Origin of the sequence: Curtobacterium sp. NPDC090223, assembly GCF_044746585.1 — a bacterium.
Taxonomy (GTDB): domain Bacteria; phylum Actinomycetota; class Actinomycetes; order Actinomycetales; family Microbacteriaceae; genus Curtobacterium.
Genome location: NZ_JBIVCN010000002.1, coordinates 554,067 through 569,737, shown reverse-complemented (window position 1 = coordinate 569,737; position 15,671 = coordinate 554,067). Strand labels below are relative to the sequence as shown.

Below are 15,671 nucleotides of genomic sequence, written 5' to 3'. Positions count from 1 at the left end.
GGTCAGCGGCCGCGGTCGTGCCGGCCCAGCGCCGGGACGGCCGCGAGCTGCAGCGCGGCGAGCACGACGAGGGCCCAGCCGGACCCGACCGCCGACACCAGGACCCCGCCCACGAGCGAGCCGACGGCGTAGCCCGCGCTCGTCACGGCCGAGAACACGCCGACCCCGGTCGCGCGGCTCCGGTCGTCGAGCGAACCGGTGCTGAGGATCGTCAGCGTCGGGAACAGCGGCGAGTACCCGGCACCGACGAGCACGGCCCCGGCGGCCGCCGTCGGGAAGTCGTGCGCGACGGCGAGGACGACGAGCCCGGCGGCGAGGACCACCAGCGCGCCCCGCGCCGTGCGGACCGGTCCGATCCGGTCCGGCAACCCGCCGAGGAGCAGTCGCACCCCGACGACGCTCGCAGCGAAGACCGTGAAGACGTTCGCCGCGCCGGTCAGCCCCTGCGCGCCGACCCCCTGCCCGACGAGGTGCTGGATGAGGAACGCGATCATGAAGCCCTCGGCTGCCCAGGCGACCAGGCCCGCGGCACCGGGGCGCACGACCGCACGGAGCACCGGTGCGATGCCGGTCCCCGTGGGACGGGCCGAGCTGCGGTGTGTCGGCGCGGATCCGTCTCGGACGAGCAGCGCCACGGCGAGCCCGGCGAGCTGGATGCCGATCGCGACGATCCACACGGAGCGGTGCCCGGCGGACTGGTACAGGTTCTCGCCGACCACCGGCCCCAGGGCGAGTCCGATCCAGACGGCGAGCCCGAACAGGCCGAGGGCGCGGCTCCGCTGGGTCACGGGGACCTCGGCGACGACCCAGGCGGTCAGGGCCGTGGCGGTCGCGGCGTTGCCGGCGCCGAAGACGACACGGCTGACCGCGAGCGTCGGGATGCTCAGCGCGACGAGCACGATCCCGAGCCCGACCGCCGCCAGCAGTCCGGCGCCGAGGAGCACGCGACGTGGTCCGAGCCGGTCGCTCAGGACCCCGGCCACCGGCATCGCACCGATCGCGACGAACCCCGCGAGCGAGACGAGCAGTCCCCCGAGCGCCGGGTCGGCGCCGAGCTGGTCCGTCGCCAGGCGCGGCACGACCGGCGTGCTCGCGCCGTTCACGACGTAGCCGGCGGTCGACGCCAGCACGAGGAGCCAGAACGCCCCTCCCCGGACGCCGGTCTCGGCGAGCGGTCTCACTCCCCGGCTCGGCGCGGGCGGCACTCCAGGCTGAGCCAGAGCTCGAAGCAGGCGCTCCGCGACAGGGCCGTCGCGCCGATGGAAGCCCGGCCCATCCGGCCGACGTCCGGACCGAAGACGTCGAAGAGCAGGTCGCTCGCCGCGTTCGACACCTGGTTGAGCTGTTCGAAGCCGGGCGGGCAGAGCACGAAGCACAGCCCACGGGACAGCGCGGCGACCTCGTCCAGCGACCCGAGGGCGTACCGGATCATGCCGAGCGCGTTCACCGCCGTGTACCGGGCGGCCTCCTGCGCCTGCTCGAGGGTGACGTCGACACCGACGGCCCCGGGGTGCAGCATCGTGCCGTCGCGCGACTCCGGTGTCATGCCGCTCAGCTCCAGCAGGTCGCCGGTGCGGTGGAACGCGCGGAGCGAACTGCCGTAGCGGCCGCCGTAGGGCGGGTTCGCGTAGTCCGGGATGACGAGTCCGAGTTCGAGCGCGCGGGCTTCAGCGGAGTGCTCCATGCGACCAGAGTATCCGGCGGTGGCGGTAATGGATGCAACCTGTTTATGATGGGATCCATTCAGCGTCCGGGGGTGACGCGCACGAGGGAGGACCCGCGACATGACGATCGGTCTGGAGGACGGCACGCGCGCCGACCCGGCAACGACGGTGATCGACGTGGCCGCCGAGCGGTCACGCACGGCCGGCACCGCGGGACGCCACTACTTCAACGCGGCCGGCGCCGGCCTGGTCAGCGACGGCGTCCTGGAGGCCGTGGTCACCCACCTGCGTCGGGAACAGCGGGTGGGTGGGTACGAAGCGGCCAACGAGGTCGCCGACGACGTCGCCGCGGTGTACACGTCGGCCGCTGCGCTGCTCGGCGCCGAGGCGGACGAGATCGCCCTGTTCGACAGCGCGACGAGCGGTCTCCGCGGCGTCTTCGACGCGCTCCGGCTCGGCGCCGGCGACACCGTGGTCGCGCCACGGTCGAGCTACGTGAGCCAGGCGCTCCGCCTGCTCGCCATGCAGCGGCACGACGACGTCCGGCTCGTGGTCGTGCCGAGCGACGGCAGCGGTGCGATGGACCTCGATGCGCTCGACCGGGCCGTCGCCGGCGCCACCGGCCGGGTCGTGGTGAGCGCCGTGCACGTGCCGACCTCGTCCGGGCTCGTCGAGCCGGTCGCCGAGATCGCCGCCGTCGCCCGGCGCCACGGCGCCCTCTCGGTCGTCGACGCCACGCAGTCCGTGGGACAGATCGACATCGACGTCCGGGCCGTCGACTGCGACGCCCTGGTCACGACCGGCCGGAAGTTCCTGCGCGGCCCGCGCGGGACGGGCATGGCCTACCTGCGCCGCGGGATGCTCGAGGGCATCGGTGCGTGGGCACCGGATGTCCGCGGCGCGGTCTGGACCGGCGAAGATGAGTGGACGATGGACGGCACCGCGCGACAGCTCGAGACCTGGGAGTGCTCCGTCGCCGCGCGGCTCGGCCTCGGGGTGGCGCTGCGCGAAGCGCTCGACCGCGGCCCGGCAGCCACCGAGGCGCACCTCGTCGGCCTCGGCTCCCGCCTCCGGGACGCCCTCGACGGCCTCGACGGCGTGACCGTCGCCGACCCGGCCGCGTCCCCCTCCGCGATCGTCACCTTCACGGTCGACGGTGTCGCGTCGAAGGAGGTCTCCGCACGGCTCCGACAGCGCCGCATCGACTCCATCTCGGTGCCCGCGAGCCACGCGCAGTGGGACCTCGGCGCCCGCGGGCTGCCCAGCGTCGTCCGGGTGTCGCCGCACGTGTACAACGACGACGAGGACGTCCGGGTCCTGCTCGACGGCGTCGCCGACGTCGTGGCCGAGGCCCGGGCATGACCGAGGTGCACGACGTCGTCGTCCTCGGACTCGGGATCCACGGTTCCGCCGCGACCTACGAACTCGCCCGCCGCGGCCTCGACGTCGTCGCCGTCGAGCGGTTCGCCCCCGGACACACGCGGGGCTCGTCGCACGGTGCGACCCGGATGATCCGCCGCGCCTACCCGAGCCCGGTCTGGAACGACCTGGTCGACCGCGCGTACCGCGGGTGGGACCGGTGGGCGACCGCAGCCGGCGCACCCTTCCTGCACCCGACCGCCGGACTGTACGCCCACCGTGGCGAGCCGACGATGCAGGGCGGGGCGAGCCTCCCGGCCGACCGCGACACCTGGCCGACGCACGCGCCGTCGCTGCGTCCCCCCGAGGAGTACGGCGCGGTCCACGACCCCGACGCCGGCGTCCTCGACGCCGCACGGGCGCTCGCCTTCGCGCAGTCGGCCGCCGCCGCGGCCGGTGCCGAGCTGCGCTTCGGTGAGACCGTGCTCGACCGGCAGGTCGACGACGGCGTCGTCACCGTCCGGACCGACCGCGGCAGCATCCGCGCGCGCCACCTGGTCCTGGCCGGCGGCGCCTGGGCGGCGCAGCTCGTGCCGGGGGCCGCCGCGTTCTTCGAGGTCTGGCGCATCGTCACCCTCACCGTCCCCACCGGCCAGGCGATCGCGGAGCCGCCGGCACTCGGCTGCTTCTCCGTCGACCTGCCCGAGGGTCTGGTGTTCGGACTGCCCGAGGCCGCCGGGTCCGGCGCCAAGATCGGGATCGACGCCGGCCCGGTCTGGGACCCCGACGTGCCCTTCGCACCGCCCACCGAGGCCGAGACGGCCCACCTGGCCGGGCTGTTCGAGCGCTTCGTCCCGGGGATCGACACGGCGGGCGGCGACGCCGTCGCCTGCCTGTACACGATGACCCCCGACAAGCGCTTCGTCGTCGGCGCGCTGGCGGACGAGCCCGAGGTCATCGTGGCCGCCGCGTGCTCCGGACACGGGTTCAAGTTCGGCCCGGCGATCGGCGAGGCCGTCGCCGACCTGGTGCAGGGCGTCGCGCGTCCGGACCTCGACTTCCTCAGCCCAGCACGGATGGTGACCACCGCATGACCGAGTCCACCGCAGCCGCGTCCCGCCGGGTCGCCGTCGCCGCACCGCACCCCGCCGCGCTCGACGCCGCGGCCGAGGCCGTCGCAGCCGGCGGTGACGCGATCGACGCCGCACTCGCCGCCGCCGCCGCGCTGACCGTCGTCTACCCGCACCAGTGCAGCATCGGCGGCGACCTCGTGGCCCTCGTCCGCCGCCCCGGACACGCCGTGACCGCCGTGGTCTCCGCCGGTGCCGCCCCGAGCGCGATCGACGTCGCCGCGCTCGCGCAGCAGGAGCGGATGCCGCGGCAGGGTGCGCAGACCGTCACGGTGCCCGGAGTCGTCGCCGGCTGGCGGGCGATCGACGCGCTCGGCGGTCGGCTCGGTCTCCGTCCGGCGCTGCTCCGAGCAGCCGGGCTCGCGGCCGACGGGGCGCCCGTCTCCGCCGGTCTCGCCCGTGCGATCGCCGTCCGCGAGGACGAGATCCGCGCCGACGCCGGCATGACCGACGTCTTCGGCGACGGCGCCGGTGGCCTGCTCGGTGCGGGTGACCGCCTCGTGCAGCCCGCGCTCGCCGCGACGCTCACCGAACTGGCGGCCGACCCCGGGGCGATGTACCGCGGGCGGATCGCCGGGTCGATCACGGCGCGGCTGCGGGGACTCGGTGGCGCGCACACCGAGGCCGACTTCGCCGCGCACGAGGCCGAGCTCGCCGAGCCGGAGCAGGCCGACGTCGGCGGGGTCCGCTGGTGGGTGGCGCCACCGCCCACGCAGGGCGTCGTGCTGCTCGGAATCCTGCCGGAGGCGCTCGCCGACGACACCGACTCCGCAGACCGCACCGCCGAGCTCGTCGACGCCGTGCACCGCGCGGCGCTCGTCCGCCAGGCCGAGCTCGGCGACCCCCGCGGCGGTCCGATCGACGTCGCCGCGATGACCGACCCGCGCGACACCGGCCGGACGGGGGCGCTGCCCCGGGCCGGACGCGCGCTCGGCGACACGGTCGCGGTCACCGCGGCCGACACCGACGGCACCGTGGTCACCCTCATCCAGAGCGTCTACCAGCTGTTCGGGTCCGGCATCCTCGATCCGGGCACCGGCGTCGTCCTGCACAACCGCGGTTCGGCCTTCAGCACGGACCCCGCCCACCCCGGGCACGTCGGTCCCGGACTGCGCCCGCCGCACACGCTGCTACCGGTCATCGCCGAGACGGACGGTCTGGTCGTCGGCCTCGGGTGCCAGGGCGGCAGCGCCCAACCGTGGATCCTCGCGCAGGTCGCCCGTGACCTGGTCGACGGCGACAGCAACCCCGTGGCCGTGCTCGGCCGCCCGCGGTTCGTGGTCGGCGCGCGCGACCTCGGGCACGAGGAGATGACCCTCGTCGCCGAACCGGGGACCGACGACGCGATCGCAGCGGCCACCGCGCTCGGCCTGCCCGTCGCACGGACCGACGGCCCGGTCGACGAGGCCGGGCACGTGCAGACCGTCCGACTGCACGCCGACGGCCACCTCGACGCGGCGAGCGACCCCCGCGCGGACGGTCGCGGCGTCGTCCTCCACGCCAACTGACCCCCGATCCACCCGAGAAGGAAGCCCATGAGCAGCACCGCCCACGTCCTCGATCCGCTCACCTCCGCCGAGATCGCCTCCTTCGTCGCCGCGGTCCGCGGTTCCGGTCGGATCGGTGCACGACCGCGCTTCTGGGGGATCGCCCTCGACGAGGAGAAGGCGCGGGGGACCGTGGCCGGCGGCGCCCGCCCGGTCCGCATGGTCGTGATGGACCCGGACGCCCACGCCGCCTGGGAGGTGCGCGGCTGGACGGCCGGTCCGGACTCGCCGGCGATCGTCGAGCTGTGGACCGACGTGGACCACCGCCGCCCCGGCGTCTCGAGTGACGAGGCACGGCTCATCGCCCAGGCCGCCCGGAAGTCGCCGCTGATCATCGAGGCCCTGGCCAAGCGCGGCATCACCGACACCTCGCTGGTCTGGGTCGACCCGGAGTCGATCACGGGCTTCGTGCCCGAGGACCTCGCCGACCGCCGCCTGAGCTGGGGCACGGTCTGGTACCGCGAGTTCGCCGAGGACAACGGCTACGCCAGGCCGGTCGCGGGGCTCGTCCCGATCCTCGACCTGGACACGCTCGAGGTGATCCGCATCGAGGACCACGGGGTCGTCCCGATGGCCACCGAGACCGGGGTCTACACCTCGGGCACCTGGGGTCCCGACCGCGAGGTCTCGGCGCTCGACATCGTGCAGCCGAACGGTCCCGGCTTCGCGATCGACGGGCACCTGGTCACGTGGCAGAACTGGAGCTTCCGCGTCGGGTTCTCCCACCGCGAGGGGCTCGTCCTGCACGACCTGACCTACCGCGACGGTGACGTCGAGCGCCCCGTGCTGCACCGTGCGGCGGTCAACGAGATGTACGTGCCCTACCTGGACAGCGACCCGACCGCCTACCGCAAGAACTTCTTCGACTGGGGCGAGTACGGCGCCGGACCGCTCACCGCGAGCCTCGAGCTGGGCTGCGACTGCCTCGGCGAGATCCGGTACTTCGACGTCGACTTCCTGGACGGCCACGGCGAGCCCCAGACCATCGTGAACGGCATCTGCCTGCACGAGGAGGACGACTCGATCCTCTGGAAGCACGTGAACACGCGCACCGGCAGCGCCGAGGTCCGTCGCAGCCGCCGCCTGGTGATCTCGAGCTTCGCCACGGTCGCGAACTACGACTACGGCTTCTACTGGACGCTGTCCCAGGACGGTTCGATCGAGCTCGAGGTGAAGCTCACCGGGATCATGTCGGTGTCCGGCATCGCCGACGGCGAGACCCCGCGGTACGGCCGCATGGTCGCGCCGAACGTGCAGGCCCCGACGCACCAGCACTACTTCGCGGTGCGGCTCGACACCGCCGTCGACGGGCCGTTGAACCGGCTGGTCGAGGTCCACGCGGAGCCGGAGCCCGACGAGGCGCTGAACCCCTACGGCAACGCCTGCATCGCGGTCGAGACGCCCATCGCGACCGAGGCCGACGGTGCCCGGACGACCGACCCGGCACGGGCGCTGCACTGGCGCATCGAGAGCGAGTCGGCGCAGAACCGCTTCGGCGAGAGCACCGCGTACCGCCTCGCCGTCCAGAACACCGCGCAGCTGCACGTCCGGCCCGGCAGCATCGTGGAGCGCAAGGCGCCGTTCGTCGCGAAGCACCTGTGGGCGAGCGCGTTCGACCCCGAGGAGCGGTTCATCGCGGGGGAGTACCCGAACCAGGGCGAGCTCGGCGACGACGGCGTGCACGTCTGGCAGCGGGCGGGCCGGTCGCTGGAGAACGAGCGGCTCGTGCTCTGGCCGGTCCTCGGCGTGCACCACTTCCCGCGGCCGGAGCAGTGGCCGATCATGCCCGTCGACCGCATCGGCTTCCGGCTCGAGCCGGACGGCTTCTTCGACCGGAACCCCTCGCTCGACGTGCCGCCGTCCGCGACCGACCACTGCGCACCGGGCGCCGGCCACGAGCACGCGGGCCACGACCACGCGGGCCACGACCACGACATCCACGCCGCGCACGACGGGCACGTCCACGCCGAGCAGCAGCACGACCACGAGGGCGGCCGCTGATGACCGGGACCGAGCACACGCCCGAGCACCTCGCCGACTGGTCCGCCGTCCGACTGGCCGACGCCGTCGCGGCCCGCGAGGTGTCGGCGGTCGAGGTGATGCGCGCCCACCTGGAGCGGATCGAGGAACGCAACCCGCGCCTGCGGGCCGTCGTCTCACAGCAACCCGACTCTGTCTCGCTCGCCGCCGCGGAAGCCGCGGACCGCCGCACCGCCGAGGCCCGCGCCGCCGGCGACCCCCTGCCGCTCCTGCACGGCCTGCCCACCGCGGTGAAGGACCTGATGGACGTCGCCGGGCTGCCGACCACGAACGGGTCCGCGGCCTTCGCCGACGCGCGTCCGGCAGCGCACGACAGCGTCCTCGCGACCCTCCTGCGCGACGCCGGCGCGATCATCATCGGCAAGACGAACACCCCGGAGATGGGGCAGGGCGTCCTGACCTTCAACCCGGTGTTCGGCACGACCGTGAACCCCTGGGGCACGTCCCGGCACGCCGGGGGGTCGAGCGGCGGCGCCGCGGCGGCCCTGGCCGGACGGATGCTGCCGATCGCCGACGGTTCGGACAGCGGCGGGAGCCTGCGCTACCCGGCCGCGTTCTGCAACGTCGTCGGCGTCCGACCGAGCCCCGGCCGCGTGCCGAGCGGCCGGACCGGCAACGCCTGGACGCCGCACGGGGTCACCGGACCGATGGCGCGCGACTCCGCGGACGCCGCGCGCTTCATGGACGCCCTCGCCGTCGAGCAGTCGGTCTGGCCGATGTCGGCGATGACGCGGTACCCGGTGCGGCCGGTCCAGGTCGACGGGCTCCGGGTCGCGTGGAGCGACGACGCCGGCGGGCTGCCGATCGACCCGTCGGTCCGAGCCGTGCACCGTGCGTTCGCCGAGCAGCTCGCGGGCCTCGGCGCGGTGGTCGAGGCGGCCGAGCCCGACTTCGCCGGTGCGGACGAGGCCTGGGAGACCATCGAGACGTTCGAGTTCTTCCTCGGTGGTCGGCACGCCGTCGACGCCGGAGCGACCGGGTTCCGGCCGGACTACGTCCGCAACGTCGAGCAGGGCCGCGCCACCACCGCGACGCAGCTCGCCGACGCCTACGAACGCCGGACGCGCATGTACCGGGACACAGCCGCGGTCCTCGACCGGTACGACGTGCTGGTCCTGCCGGCCACGCCGGTCGCCGCACCGCCCGCCGAGGTCGAGTGGGTCGACGAGGTCGACGGACACCGCTTCGAGCGCTACTTCACGTGGCAGATGCTCGCGAACCGGCTCACGCTGACCGCGCACCCGGTCGTGGTGACCTCCGCCGGGTTCACAGCAGAGGGGCTGCCCGTCGGGGTGCAAGTCGTCGGGCGATACGGCCGCGAGGCGCAGCTGCTCGCGGCGACGCGCGCGATCGAGGAGGCCACCGGCTGGATCCGGCGGGCACCGGCGCTGTAGCCGGGGCGGGCGGCCGGCTCAGCCCGTGAAGACCGTGGACGAGCGGCGCTCGTACCAGTGCGCCAGGTGCTCGCCGGCGCGCAGGACGTGGTCGCGCATGAGTCCGGCCGCACGCTCGTGGTCACCGCTGACGAACGCCTCGATGAGCTCCTCGTGCTCGCGGAAGTTCTCTTCGCGGTGCCGGGAGTTCTCGCGGAGCACGAGCGCCGAGACGTTGCGCGGGAAGGCGTCGTTGATCTCGACGAGCATGCGGGTCAGCCGGGTGTTCCCCGACGCCTGGTAGATCAGCCCGTGGAACTGGTCGTTGTCGACGCCCTCGCGCTGCTTCGGCTGCTCGCCGTCGGCCGCGGCGAGCGAGCGCTCGTACATCGCCTGGTTCACCGATCGCAGCTGGGTGATGGTGGCGTCGTCGAGGCGGTCGACGGCGCGGCGGGCGGCGAGCGACTCGAGTTCGGCCCGGACCTCGTAGGCCTCGCGGACCTCCCACGGCACCGGCACGCGCACCACGGCGCCACGGTTCGGCACGACCTCGATGAGGCCGCCGGTCTGCAGCTGCCGCAGGGCCTCGCGGACGGGCGTGCGGCTGATCCCGAACTGCGCCGCCAGGTCGGCCTGGCGCAGCGGTGCGCCGATCGGGATCTCGCCGGACATGATCTTCGCGCGGATCCGGGCGGCGAGGTCGTCGACGAGTGCGTTGCCGTCGGTGGTGGTCACGAAAGTGGTCTCCTCGGTGCGTCATCGCAGCGAGCCCCCGCTGCGGATCCAATCCTGCCAGGTGTTGGATCCCGTTGCCGGATCCGACCCGCCCATGATTGGATCCAATCATGGGCTTCTTGATCGTCGTGACCCTCGGTGGGTCGCTCGTCGCGCTCGTCCTGGGCGTCGCGGGGGCGCGGCGCGTCGGGCGGACGGCGCTCCTGGGCGAGGTCGTGATGCTCGCCGCCATGGCGGACGTCCACCTGCCGGCCATGGGCTTCGTGCCCGCACCGTTCTGGGCGGTCCTGCTCGGCGGCTGTGCGATGGTGACCGCGCTGGTCGACCGCGTCCGCCGTCCGCGCCGTCCGCAGGGGGACCACCTGCACGCGCTCGGCATGCTGCTCGGCGCGGTGTTCGTGGTGCTCGGTGCGGCGCACGCCGGTGACTCCGCGGGGCACCACCACGGCGCTGCGCTGCTGCTGCCGGTCGCCGTCGCGGTGGCCGTGCACGTCGGTGCCGTGGCGTGGAGCGTCGGGCGGCGCCGCGTCGCACGGACGGAGTCGGTGCGACGGATCGCGGCACTCGTCGGGCTGCTCGCGATGGGCGCGATGGCGGCCGTCCACTGAACCACCTGCGGTCGTGACCGGCGTCGACGAGGCGACCCGAGCCTCCCGGCCGGACCATCCGCTACCAAATTGGATCCAATTCTGGCAGTATCGGATGACATGTGGGGAGCATCGTCCCCGCGAGCAGCCGACGAGGAGACGCCCAGGATGATCATCGACGCCTACAACACCACGCAGGACCGCCGTGGCCGGAGCGACTACCTCAGTGGTGTCCGGCCGGGCGAGGAGCCGCCCGCGTACACGCCGTTCGACGCCAACCGGATCCTGGACCGCATGGACGCGGCCGGCGTCGACCGCGCGATGGTGTGCTCGCTCGCGCAGGGCATCGAGAACGACTTCCTGATGGACCTGGTCGCCGCCCACCCGGACCGGCTGTTCGGCTTCGGACAGGTGATGCCGCAGTGGGAGAACGCGACCGACGAGATCCGCCGGTTCGCCGACGGTGGACTGGTCGGACTGAAGCTGCACCCGAGCCTGCACGGGTACCACGTGGCGGACCACGGCCTGCTCGACCCGCTGTTCGAGGTGTGCGCCGAGCTCGGCCTGCCCGTGCTCATCAACGCCCTCGACGACGCGTTCTGCGCGCCGTTCGCGATCGAGGAGATCGCCAAGGGCTTCCCGACGGTGCCGACGATCATCGCGCACATGGGTGCGGTGTGGAACGTGCCGGAGGCGATCATCGTCGCGGAGCGGAACCCGCACGTCTACCTCGAGACCTCGGCGACGCTCATGTCCGACGTCAAGCGTGCCTACGCCCGTCTCGGGGCCGAGAAGATCCTGCTCGGGTCCGAGTGGCCCGGCAGCGACTTCGACCTGGAGCGCATGAAGATCGCGAAGGCGATCCCGGACGAGGCCGACCGGGCGCTCGTCGAGGGCGGCAACATGGCACGGATCCTGGGCTGGTCGTGAGTGACCGGGGTGCGCCGGTGTCGTCGGAGCGTCCGGTCCTGGACGGGCCTCCGACCGGGATGGACACGGCCGACCGCGAGCTGCTCGCCATCGCCACCGACGTGCTCGAGCGTCGGTACCGCGCGGGCGTGCACGAGGTCGCCGCGGCACTCCGCCTGGTGGACGGCACCGTCGTCACCGGCCTGCACGTCGAGGCGTCGGCCGGTCGGGCGTCGGTGTGCGCCGAGTCAGCGGCACTGAGCGCCGCGGTCGTCGCCGGCGCCGCGGTCGAGTCCGTCGTCGGTGTCCTGCGCCGACCGAGCGGGACGCTGCACCTCATCGAGCCGTGCGGCGTCTGCGCCGAGCTGCTCGGCGACCACGCGCCGGACGCGCACGTGTGGGTGGCGGTCGGCGACGGGTTCGGCCCGGTCGGCGTCGCCGAACTGCTGCCGTTCCGGCGGCGCCGAGCGGCACGAGCGGCGTCGAACTCCGCGACACCTGAGGTTTAACGCCGCGGAAACACCCCCGACCCGTGCGGTGTCCGAAGCCGTCACAGAATGACGGCGACGGCGCGCACCGGTCCCCACCCGAGTGCACCCCGTCGTGGAAGGAACCACCGCATGCTCGCCGTCTCCGGCAACCCCGTCCTGATCGTCGTCGACATCCAGGGCGGCGCCGCCTCGACGATGCCCACCCCGGGCATCCCCGTCATGAGCGGTCGCGCCGAACGCGCACCCCGCGTCCGCGACCTCATCGAGCACTGCCGGTCCGCGGGTGTGCCGGTCGTCTTCATCCAGGAGGTCCACAAGGCGAACCTCGTCGACATTGGTCGGGAGCTCGACGGCGCCGAGGGGCCGCACTGCATCGAGGGGGACGAGCAGACCGAGCTCGCCTCGTGGATCGACCCGCGTCCGGAGGAGTTCGTCATCCGCAAGCGCCGGTACTCGGCGTTCTTCGGGACGGAGCTCGAGATCGTGCTCAAGGCGCACCGCGCCGGCACCGTGCTGCTGGTCGGCGGGCTCACCGACGTGTGCATCCACTACACCGCGGCCGACGCGCACCAGCACGACTACGCGGTGCGGGTGCTCACCGACTGCGTCGCCGGGTCGAGTGAGCGTGCGCACGACGCGGCGCTCGAGGCGATCGCGTACCTGCAGCGCGACGCGCTCGTGACCGCGGCCGACGTGCGCTCGTGGCTCGACGAGCGGGAGCCGGCGCGTGCCTGAGCCGACCAGCACGTCGGAGCGCGGGCCGGCCCGGATCGTCCTCGGCCGCATCCGCACGATGGACCCCGCGGCGCCGACGGCCGACGCCATGCTCGTCGTGGATGACCGGATCGTCGCGGTGGGCACGGAGGACGCGGTGCGGGCCGCCGCGCGCCACACCGCGGCCGCGCGTGACTCCGCGGTCGGCGTGTCCGAGGAGCGCGTCGAGGGCACGGTGCTGCCCGGCTTCACCGACGCGCACGCCCACGCGCAGCGCGCCGGCCTCAAGGCGCTGCAACTGCTCGACGCGGACGCGGACGCCGACGCGTTCTCGGCCGTGATGCTCGCCGACGGCGATGCCGACCCGGACGCCCCGGACTGGCTCGGTGACACCCCGCCGACGCTCGAGGACCGGCTCGCCGCGATCCGCCGGGTGCAACCGCTCCTGCACGCCATGGGCTTCACCGGGGTCGTCGACCCGGCGGTCACGCTCCCCGAGCTCGCCGGGTACCGCGAGGCGTACCGGCGGGGTCTGCTCACCATGCGCGTGGTCGCGATGCCGTACCCGGAGCTCGGCACGGACGCCGTGCCCGACGTCGACGCCGCGCTGGCCGTCCTCGAGTCGATCGACGGCGTCACGGGCGACGGCGACGACCTGCTGCGCCTCGGGCCGATCAAGGTCTACTACGACGGCGAGGGCATGAAGGGGCAGGCCCTGCTCGAGCGGCCGTGGGCCGGCGACGACCACGGCGTACAGCGCATCTCCGCCGACGACTTCGCGCGGCTCGCCGCCGCCTGCGTCGGAGCCGGCTGGGGCCTCGGCGTCCACGCGGTCGGCAGCCGAGCCGTCGCCGAGGTCCTCGACGGACTCGAGGCCGCCGAGCGGCAGACCGGCCGGCCCGTCGCACCCCTGCGGTGCCAGCTCATCCACGCCTACCTCGAACCGAGCCCGGCGAGCGCAGCCCGAGCGGCCCGCCTCGGCGTCGTGGCGTCGCTGCAGCCCTCGATCGCCTGGAAGAACACGGCCGGCCTGCGCCGACGGCTGGGCGACCGGGTGGACGAGGTGAACCCGATGCGCACCTGGCTCGACGCCGGAGCCGTCGTCGCGATGGGCTCGGACGCGCCGTACTTCCCGTTCGACCCGCGCGAGGTGGTCCCGGTCGCGTCCACGCGTCGGATGCGCGACGTCGACGGACCGCTCGGACCGGGGCAGGCGATCTCGGTGATCGACGCGGTGGCGGCCTACACCCGCGGGGCGGCACACGCGGCCTTCGCCGAGGACCGGCGCGGGGTGTTGCGAGCCGGTGCCCTGGCCGACTGGGTGCTCGTCGACGTCGACCCGGGCGACTGCACCCCCGACGAGTTCGCCCGCGCCCGCGTGCGACGGACGGTGGTGGGCGGCCGGACGGTCTTCACCGCGGTCCAGATGTAATCCACACGAAACATAGTTGGATGCGGATTGTCCTAGATTGGATCCAAGTTGGACCCGCTCGGGACTGACTCCCTGGCATCACCCCGAATCCCATTGGAGGACAGCACCATGGTGAGGAAGCGCATCCTCGTCGGCGTCGCGGTCGCGACCGCCGTCGGCCTCTCCCTGAGCGCGTGCAGCACGTCCGGCTCTGCCGACGGCGGCAGCGGCGGCTCGACGACCAGCACGATCAACGCCGAGCTCTGGTACGCCCCGGCGACGTTCGACCCCGCGAAGGCCTCGGCCAGCTCGGACGTCGAGGTCGCCCGACTCGGCTTCGACACCCTGCTCCGGCAGGGCGAGGGCGACGACGGCGGGTACATCGGCGGCCTCGCGACCAAGTGGGACGCGGAGTCGGCCTCGAAGTACGAGTTCACCATCCGGGACGGGGCGACCTGCTCCGACGGCACCGAGATCACGCCGACCGTGGTGGCCAAGTCCTTCGAGTACCTCGTGGGACTCGACGACTCGGGTGCCCAGACCTGGAAGAACCAGGCGTTCGGCTCGGGTGACCCCACCTTCACGCCCGACGACTCCGCCGGCACCCTCACGATCTCCCTCAGCTCGCCGTACTCGCAGCTGCTCGGCGGTCTGACCCGGCCCGGCACCGGCGTCATCTGCCCGGCCGGCATCGCCGACCCGAAGGGACTCGCCGCCGGCACCGTGAAGGGCGCCTGGTCCGGTCCGTACACCCTGACCAAGTCGGCCGCGGGCAAGAGCGTGCAGTACTCCCTGCGCTCGGACTACGACGCCTGGCCGGACTGGAAGACCGTCACCGGCAAGCCCGCGAAGACGATCAACATGACCGTGCAGGGCGACTCGAACACGAGCGCGAACCTGCTGCAGTCCGGTGGCGTCGACGTCGCCCGCTTCTACGACTCGAACGCCGAGCGCTTCACCGGCGACGGCTACTCGACCGTGAAGTTCGCCAGCTCGGCCTACAACCTCGTCTTCAACGAGGCCGAGGGGTCCGGCTCGGTGTTCGCGGGCAACCAGCCACTGCGTGCGGCGGTCGCCCAGGCGATCGACACCAAGGGCTTCAACAACGCCGGACTCGACGGGCTCGGGGTCGCACAGACCACCGTGAACGCCGCCAGCTACCGGTGTGCCGTCGACGGCTCGTCGCTCGTGCAGTCGTACGACGCGAAGGCGGCGGCGAAGGAGCTCAAGGGCAAGACCATCCGCCTGCTCATCATGTCGAACTGGGACCCCGCGGCGGACTTCCTCGCGGAGTCGCTGCGGAACGCCGGAGCCACCGTGAAGGTCTCCGCGCCGGACCCCGCCGACTGGACGACCCAGATGCGCACGAAGCCGGACACCTGGGACGTCGCGGTCGCGGCCGAGGACGCCCAGGTCGGCCTGATCAACCTCTCGATCGCCCGGTACCTCGGCCCGACCTACCCCGAGGGCGGCACGAACGTGTCCTCGAGCGACAACCCCGAGGGCCTGAAGGCCTACCAGGCCGCGATGGCGACGACCGACGAGGACGAGCAGTGCGCGGACTTCGCCACGGCGCAGAAGTCGATCCTGGAGCGGGTCGACATGACCCCGCTCATCACGGACACGCACCGCTACGTCGCCCGCAAGGGCTTCGAGACGCACGTCTTCTCCGGCTACTGGGACCCGTCCGCCATGCGGATCGTCTCGTGAC

At 73.4% G+C, this 15,671-nt stretch carries 14 protein-coding genes; 11 read left to right on the top strand and 3 right to left on the bottom strand.

Annotated elements, in window-relative coordinates; translation table 11 throughout:
- Positions 1-2: 2 nt before the first annotated feature.
- Positions 3-1,181, bottom strand: coding sequence for an MFS transporter (locus tag ACIPJY_RS07345; protein WP_400465948.1), 1,179 nt, complete (start codon positions 1,179-1,181; stop codon positions 3-5).
- A complete protein-coding gene (locus ACIPJY_RS07340; protein WP_185017352.1) occupies positions 1,178-1,684 on the bottom strand; it encodes a RidA family protein in 507 nt (168 codons plus the stop codon). Before ACIPJY_RS07340 ends, ACIPJY_RS07345 begins: the two co-directional genes overlap by 4 nt.
- Positions 1,685-1,784: 100 nt before the next feature.
- Here ACIPJY_RS07340 and ACIPJY_RS07335 point away from each other — a divergent pair, with 100 nt between their 5' ends.
- Genes ACIPJY_RS07335 through ACIPJY_RS07315 form a run of 5 tightly spaced genes read left to right on the top strand, consistent with a single transcriptional unit; the run spans position 1,785 to position 9,134 of the window.
- Positions 1,785-3,026: an aminotransferase class V-fold PLP-dependent enzyme gene (locus ACIPJY_RS07335; RefSeq protein ID WP_400465952.1), complete on the top strand. Its 1,242-nt coding sequence runs from the start codon at positions 1,785-1,787 to the stop codon at positions 3,024-3,026.
- A complete protein-coding gene (locus ACIPJY_RS07330) occupies positions 3,023-4,117 on the top strand; it encodes an FAD-dependent oxidoreductase (protein WP_400465955.1) in 1,095 nt (364 codons plus the stop codon). Before ACIPJY_RS07335 ends, ACIPJY_RS07330 begins: the two co-directional genes overlap by 4 nt.
- On the top strand, positions 4,114-5,661 hold the full coding sequence (locus ACIPJY_RS07325) for a gamma-glutamyltransferase (protein ID WP_400465957.1): 1,548 nt from the start codon (positions 4,114-4,116) through the stop codon (positions 5,659-5,661). The genes ACIPJY_RS07330 and ACIPJY_RS07325 overlap by 4 nt, the downstream gene beginning before the upstream one ends.
- A gap of 27 nt (positions 5,662-5,688) precedes the next feature.
- A complete protein-coding gene (locus ACIPJY_RS07320; protein WP_400465958.1) occupies positions 5,689-7,701 on the top strand; it encodes a primary-amine oxidase in 2,013 nt (670 codons plus the stop codon).
- Positions 7,701-9,134, top strand: coding sequence for an amidase (locus tag ACIPJY_RS07315; protein ID WP_400465961.1), 1,434 nt, complete (start codon positions 7,701-7,703; stop codon positions 9,132-9,134). Before ACIPJY_RS07320 ends, ACIPJY_RS07315 begins: the two co-directional genes overlap by 1 nt.
- An 18-nt stretch (positions 9,135-9,152) precedes the next feature.
- On the opposite strand, the gene ACIPJY_RS07310 is transcribed toward ACIPJY_RS07315, so the two are convergent.
- Complete coding sequence (locus tag ACIPJY_RS07310) at positions 9,153-9,848, bottom strand: GntR family transcriptional regulator (protein WP_400465964.1); 696 nt, start codon at positions 9,846-9,848, stop codon at positions 9,153-9,155.
- A 110-nt stretch (positions 9,849-9,958) separates the two neighbouring features.
- Between ACIPJY_RS07310 and ACIPJY_RS07305 the strand changes: the two genes are divergently transcribed.
- From ACIPJY_RS07305 to ACIPJY_RS07280, 6 genes are all read left to right on the top strand, one after another.
- Positions 9,959-10,456, top strand: a complete 498-nt coding sequence (locus tag ACIPJY_RS07305) for a hypothetical protein (RefSeq protein WP_400465967.1) — start codon at positions 9,959-9,961, stop codon at positions 10,454-10,456.
- A 147-nt stretch (positions 10,457-10,603) separates the two neighbouring features.
- Positions 10,604-11,365, top strand: a complete 762-nt coding sequence (locus ACIPJY_RS07300; RefSeq protein WP_123655205.1) for an amidohydrolase family protein — start codon at positions 10,604-10,606, stop codon at positions 11,363-11,365.
- Positions 11,362-11,853, top strand: coding sequence for a hypothetical protein (locus ACIPJY_RS07295; RefSeq protein ID WP_400465970.1), 492 nt, complete (start codon positions 11,362-11,364; stop codon positions 11,851-11,853). Before ACIPJY_RS07300 ends, ACIPJY_RS07295 begins: the two co-directional genes overlap by 4 nt.
- Before the next feature lie 111 nt (positions 11,854-11,964).
- Positions 11,965-12,570, top strand: coding sequence for a cysteine hydrolase family protein (locus ACIPJY_RS07290; protein WP_400465973.1), 606 nt, complete (start codon positions 11,965-11,967; stop codon positions 12,568-12,570).
- Positions 12,563-13,981: an amidohydrolase gene (locus ACIPJY_RS07285; protein WP_400465976.1), complete on the top strand. Its 1,419-nt coding sequence runs from the start codon at positions 12,563-12,565 to the stop codon at positions 13,979-13,981. Before ACIPJY_RS07290 ends, ACIPJY_RS07285 begins: the two co-directional genes overlap by 8 nt.
- Before the next feature lie 108 nt (positions 13,982-14,089).
- Positions 14,090-15,670, top strand: a complete 1,581-nt coding sequence (locus ACIPJY_RS07280) for an ABC transporter substrate-binding protein (protein WP_123655208.1) — start codon at positions 14,090-14,092, stop codon at positions 15,668-15,670.
- The last annotated feature ends 1 nt before the right edge of the window (position 15,671 follow it).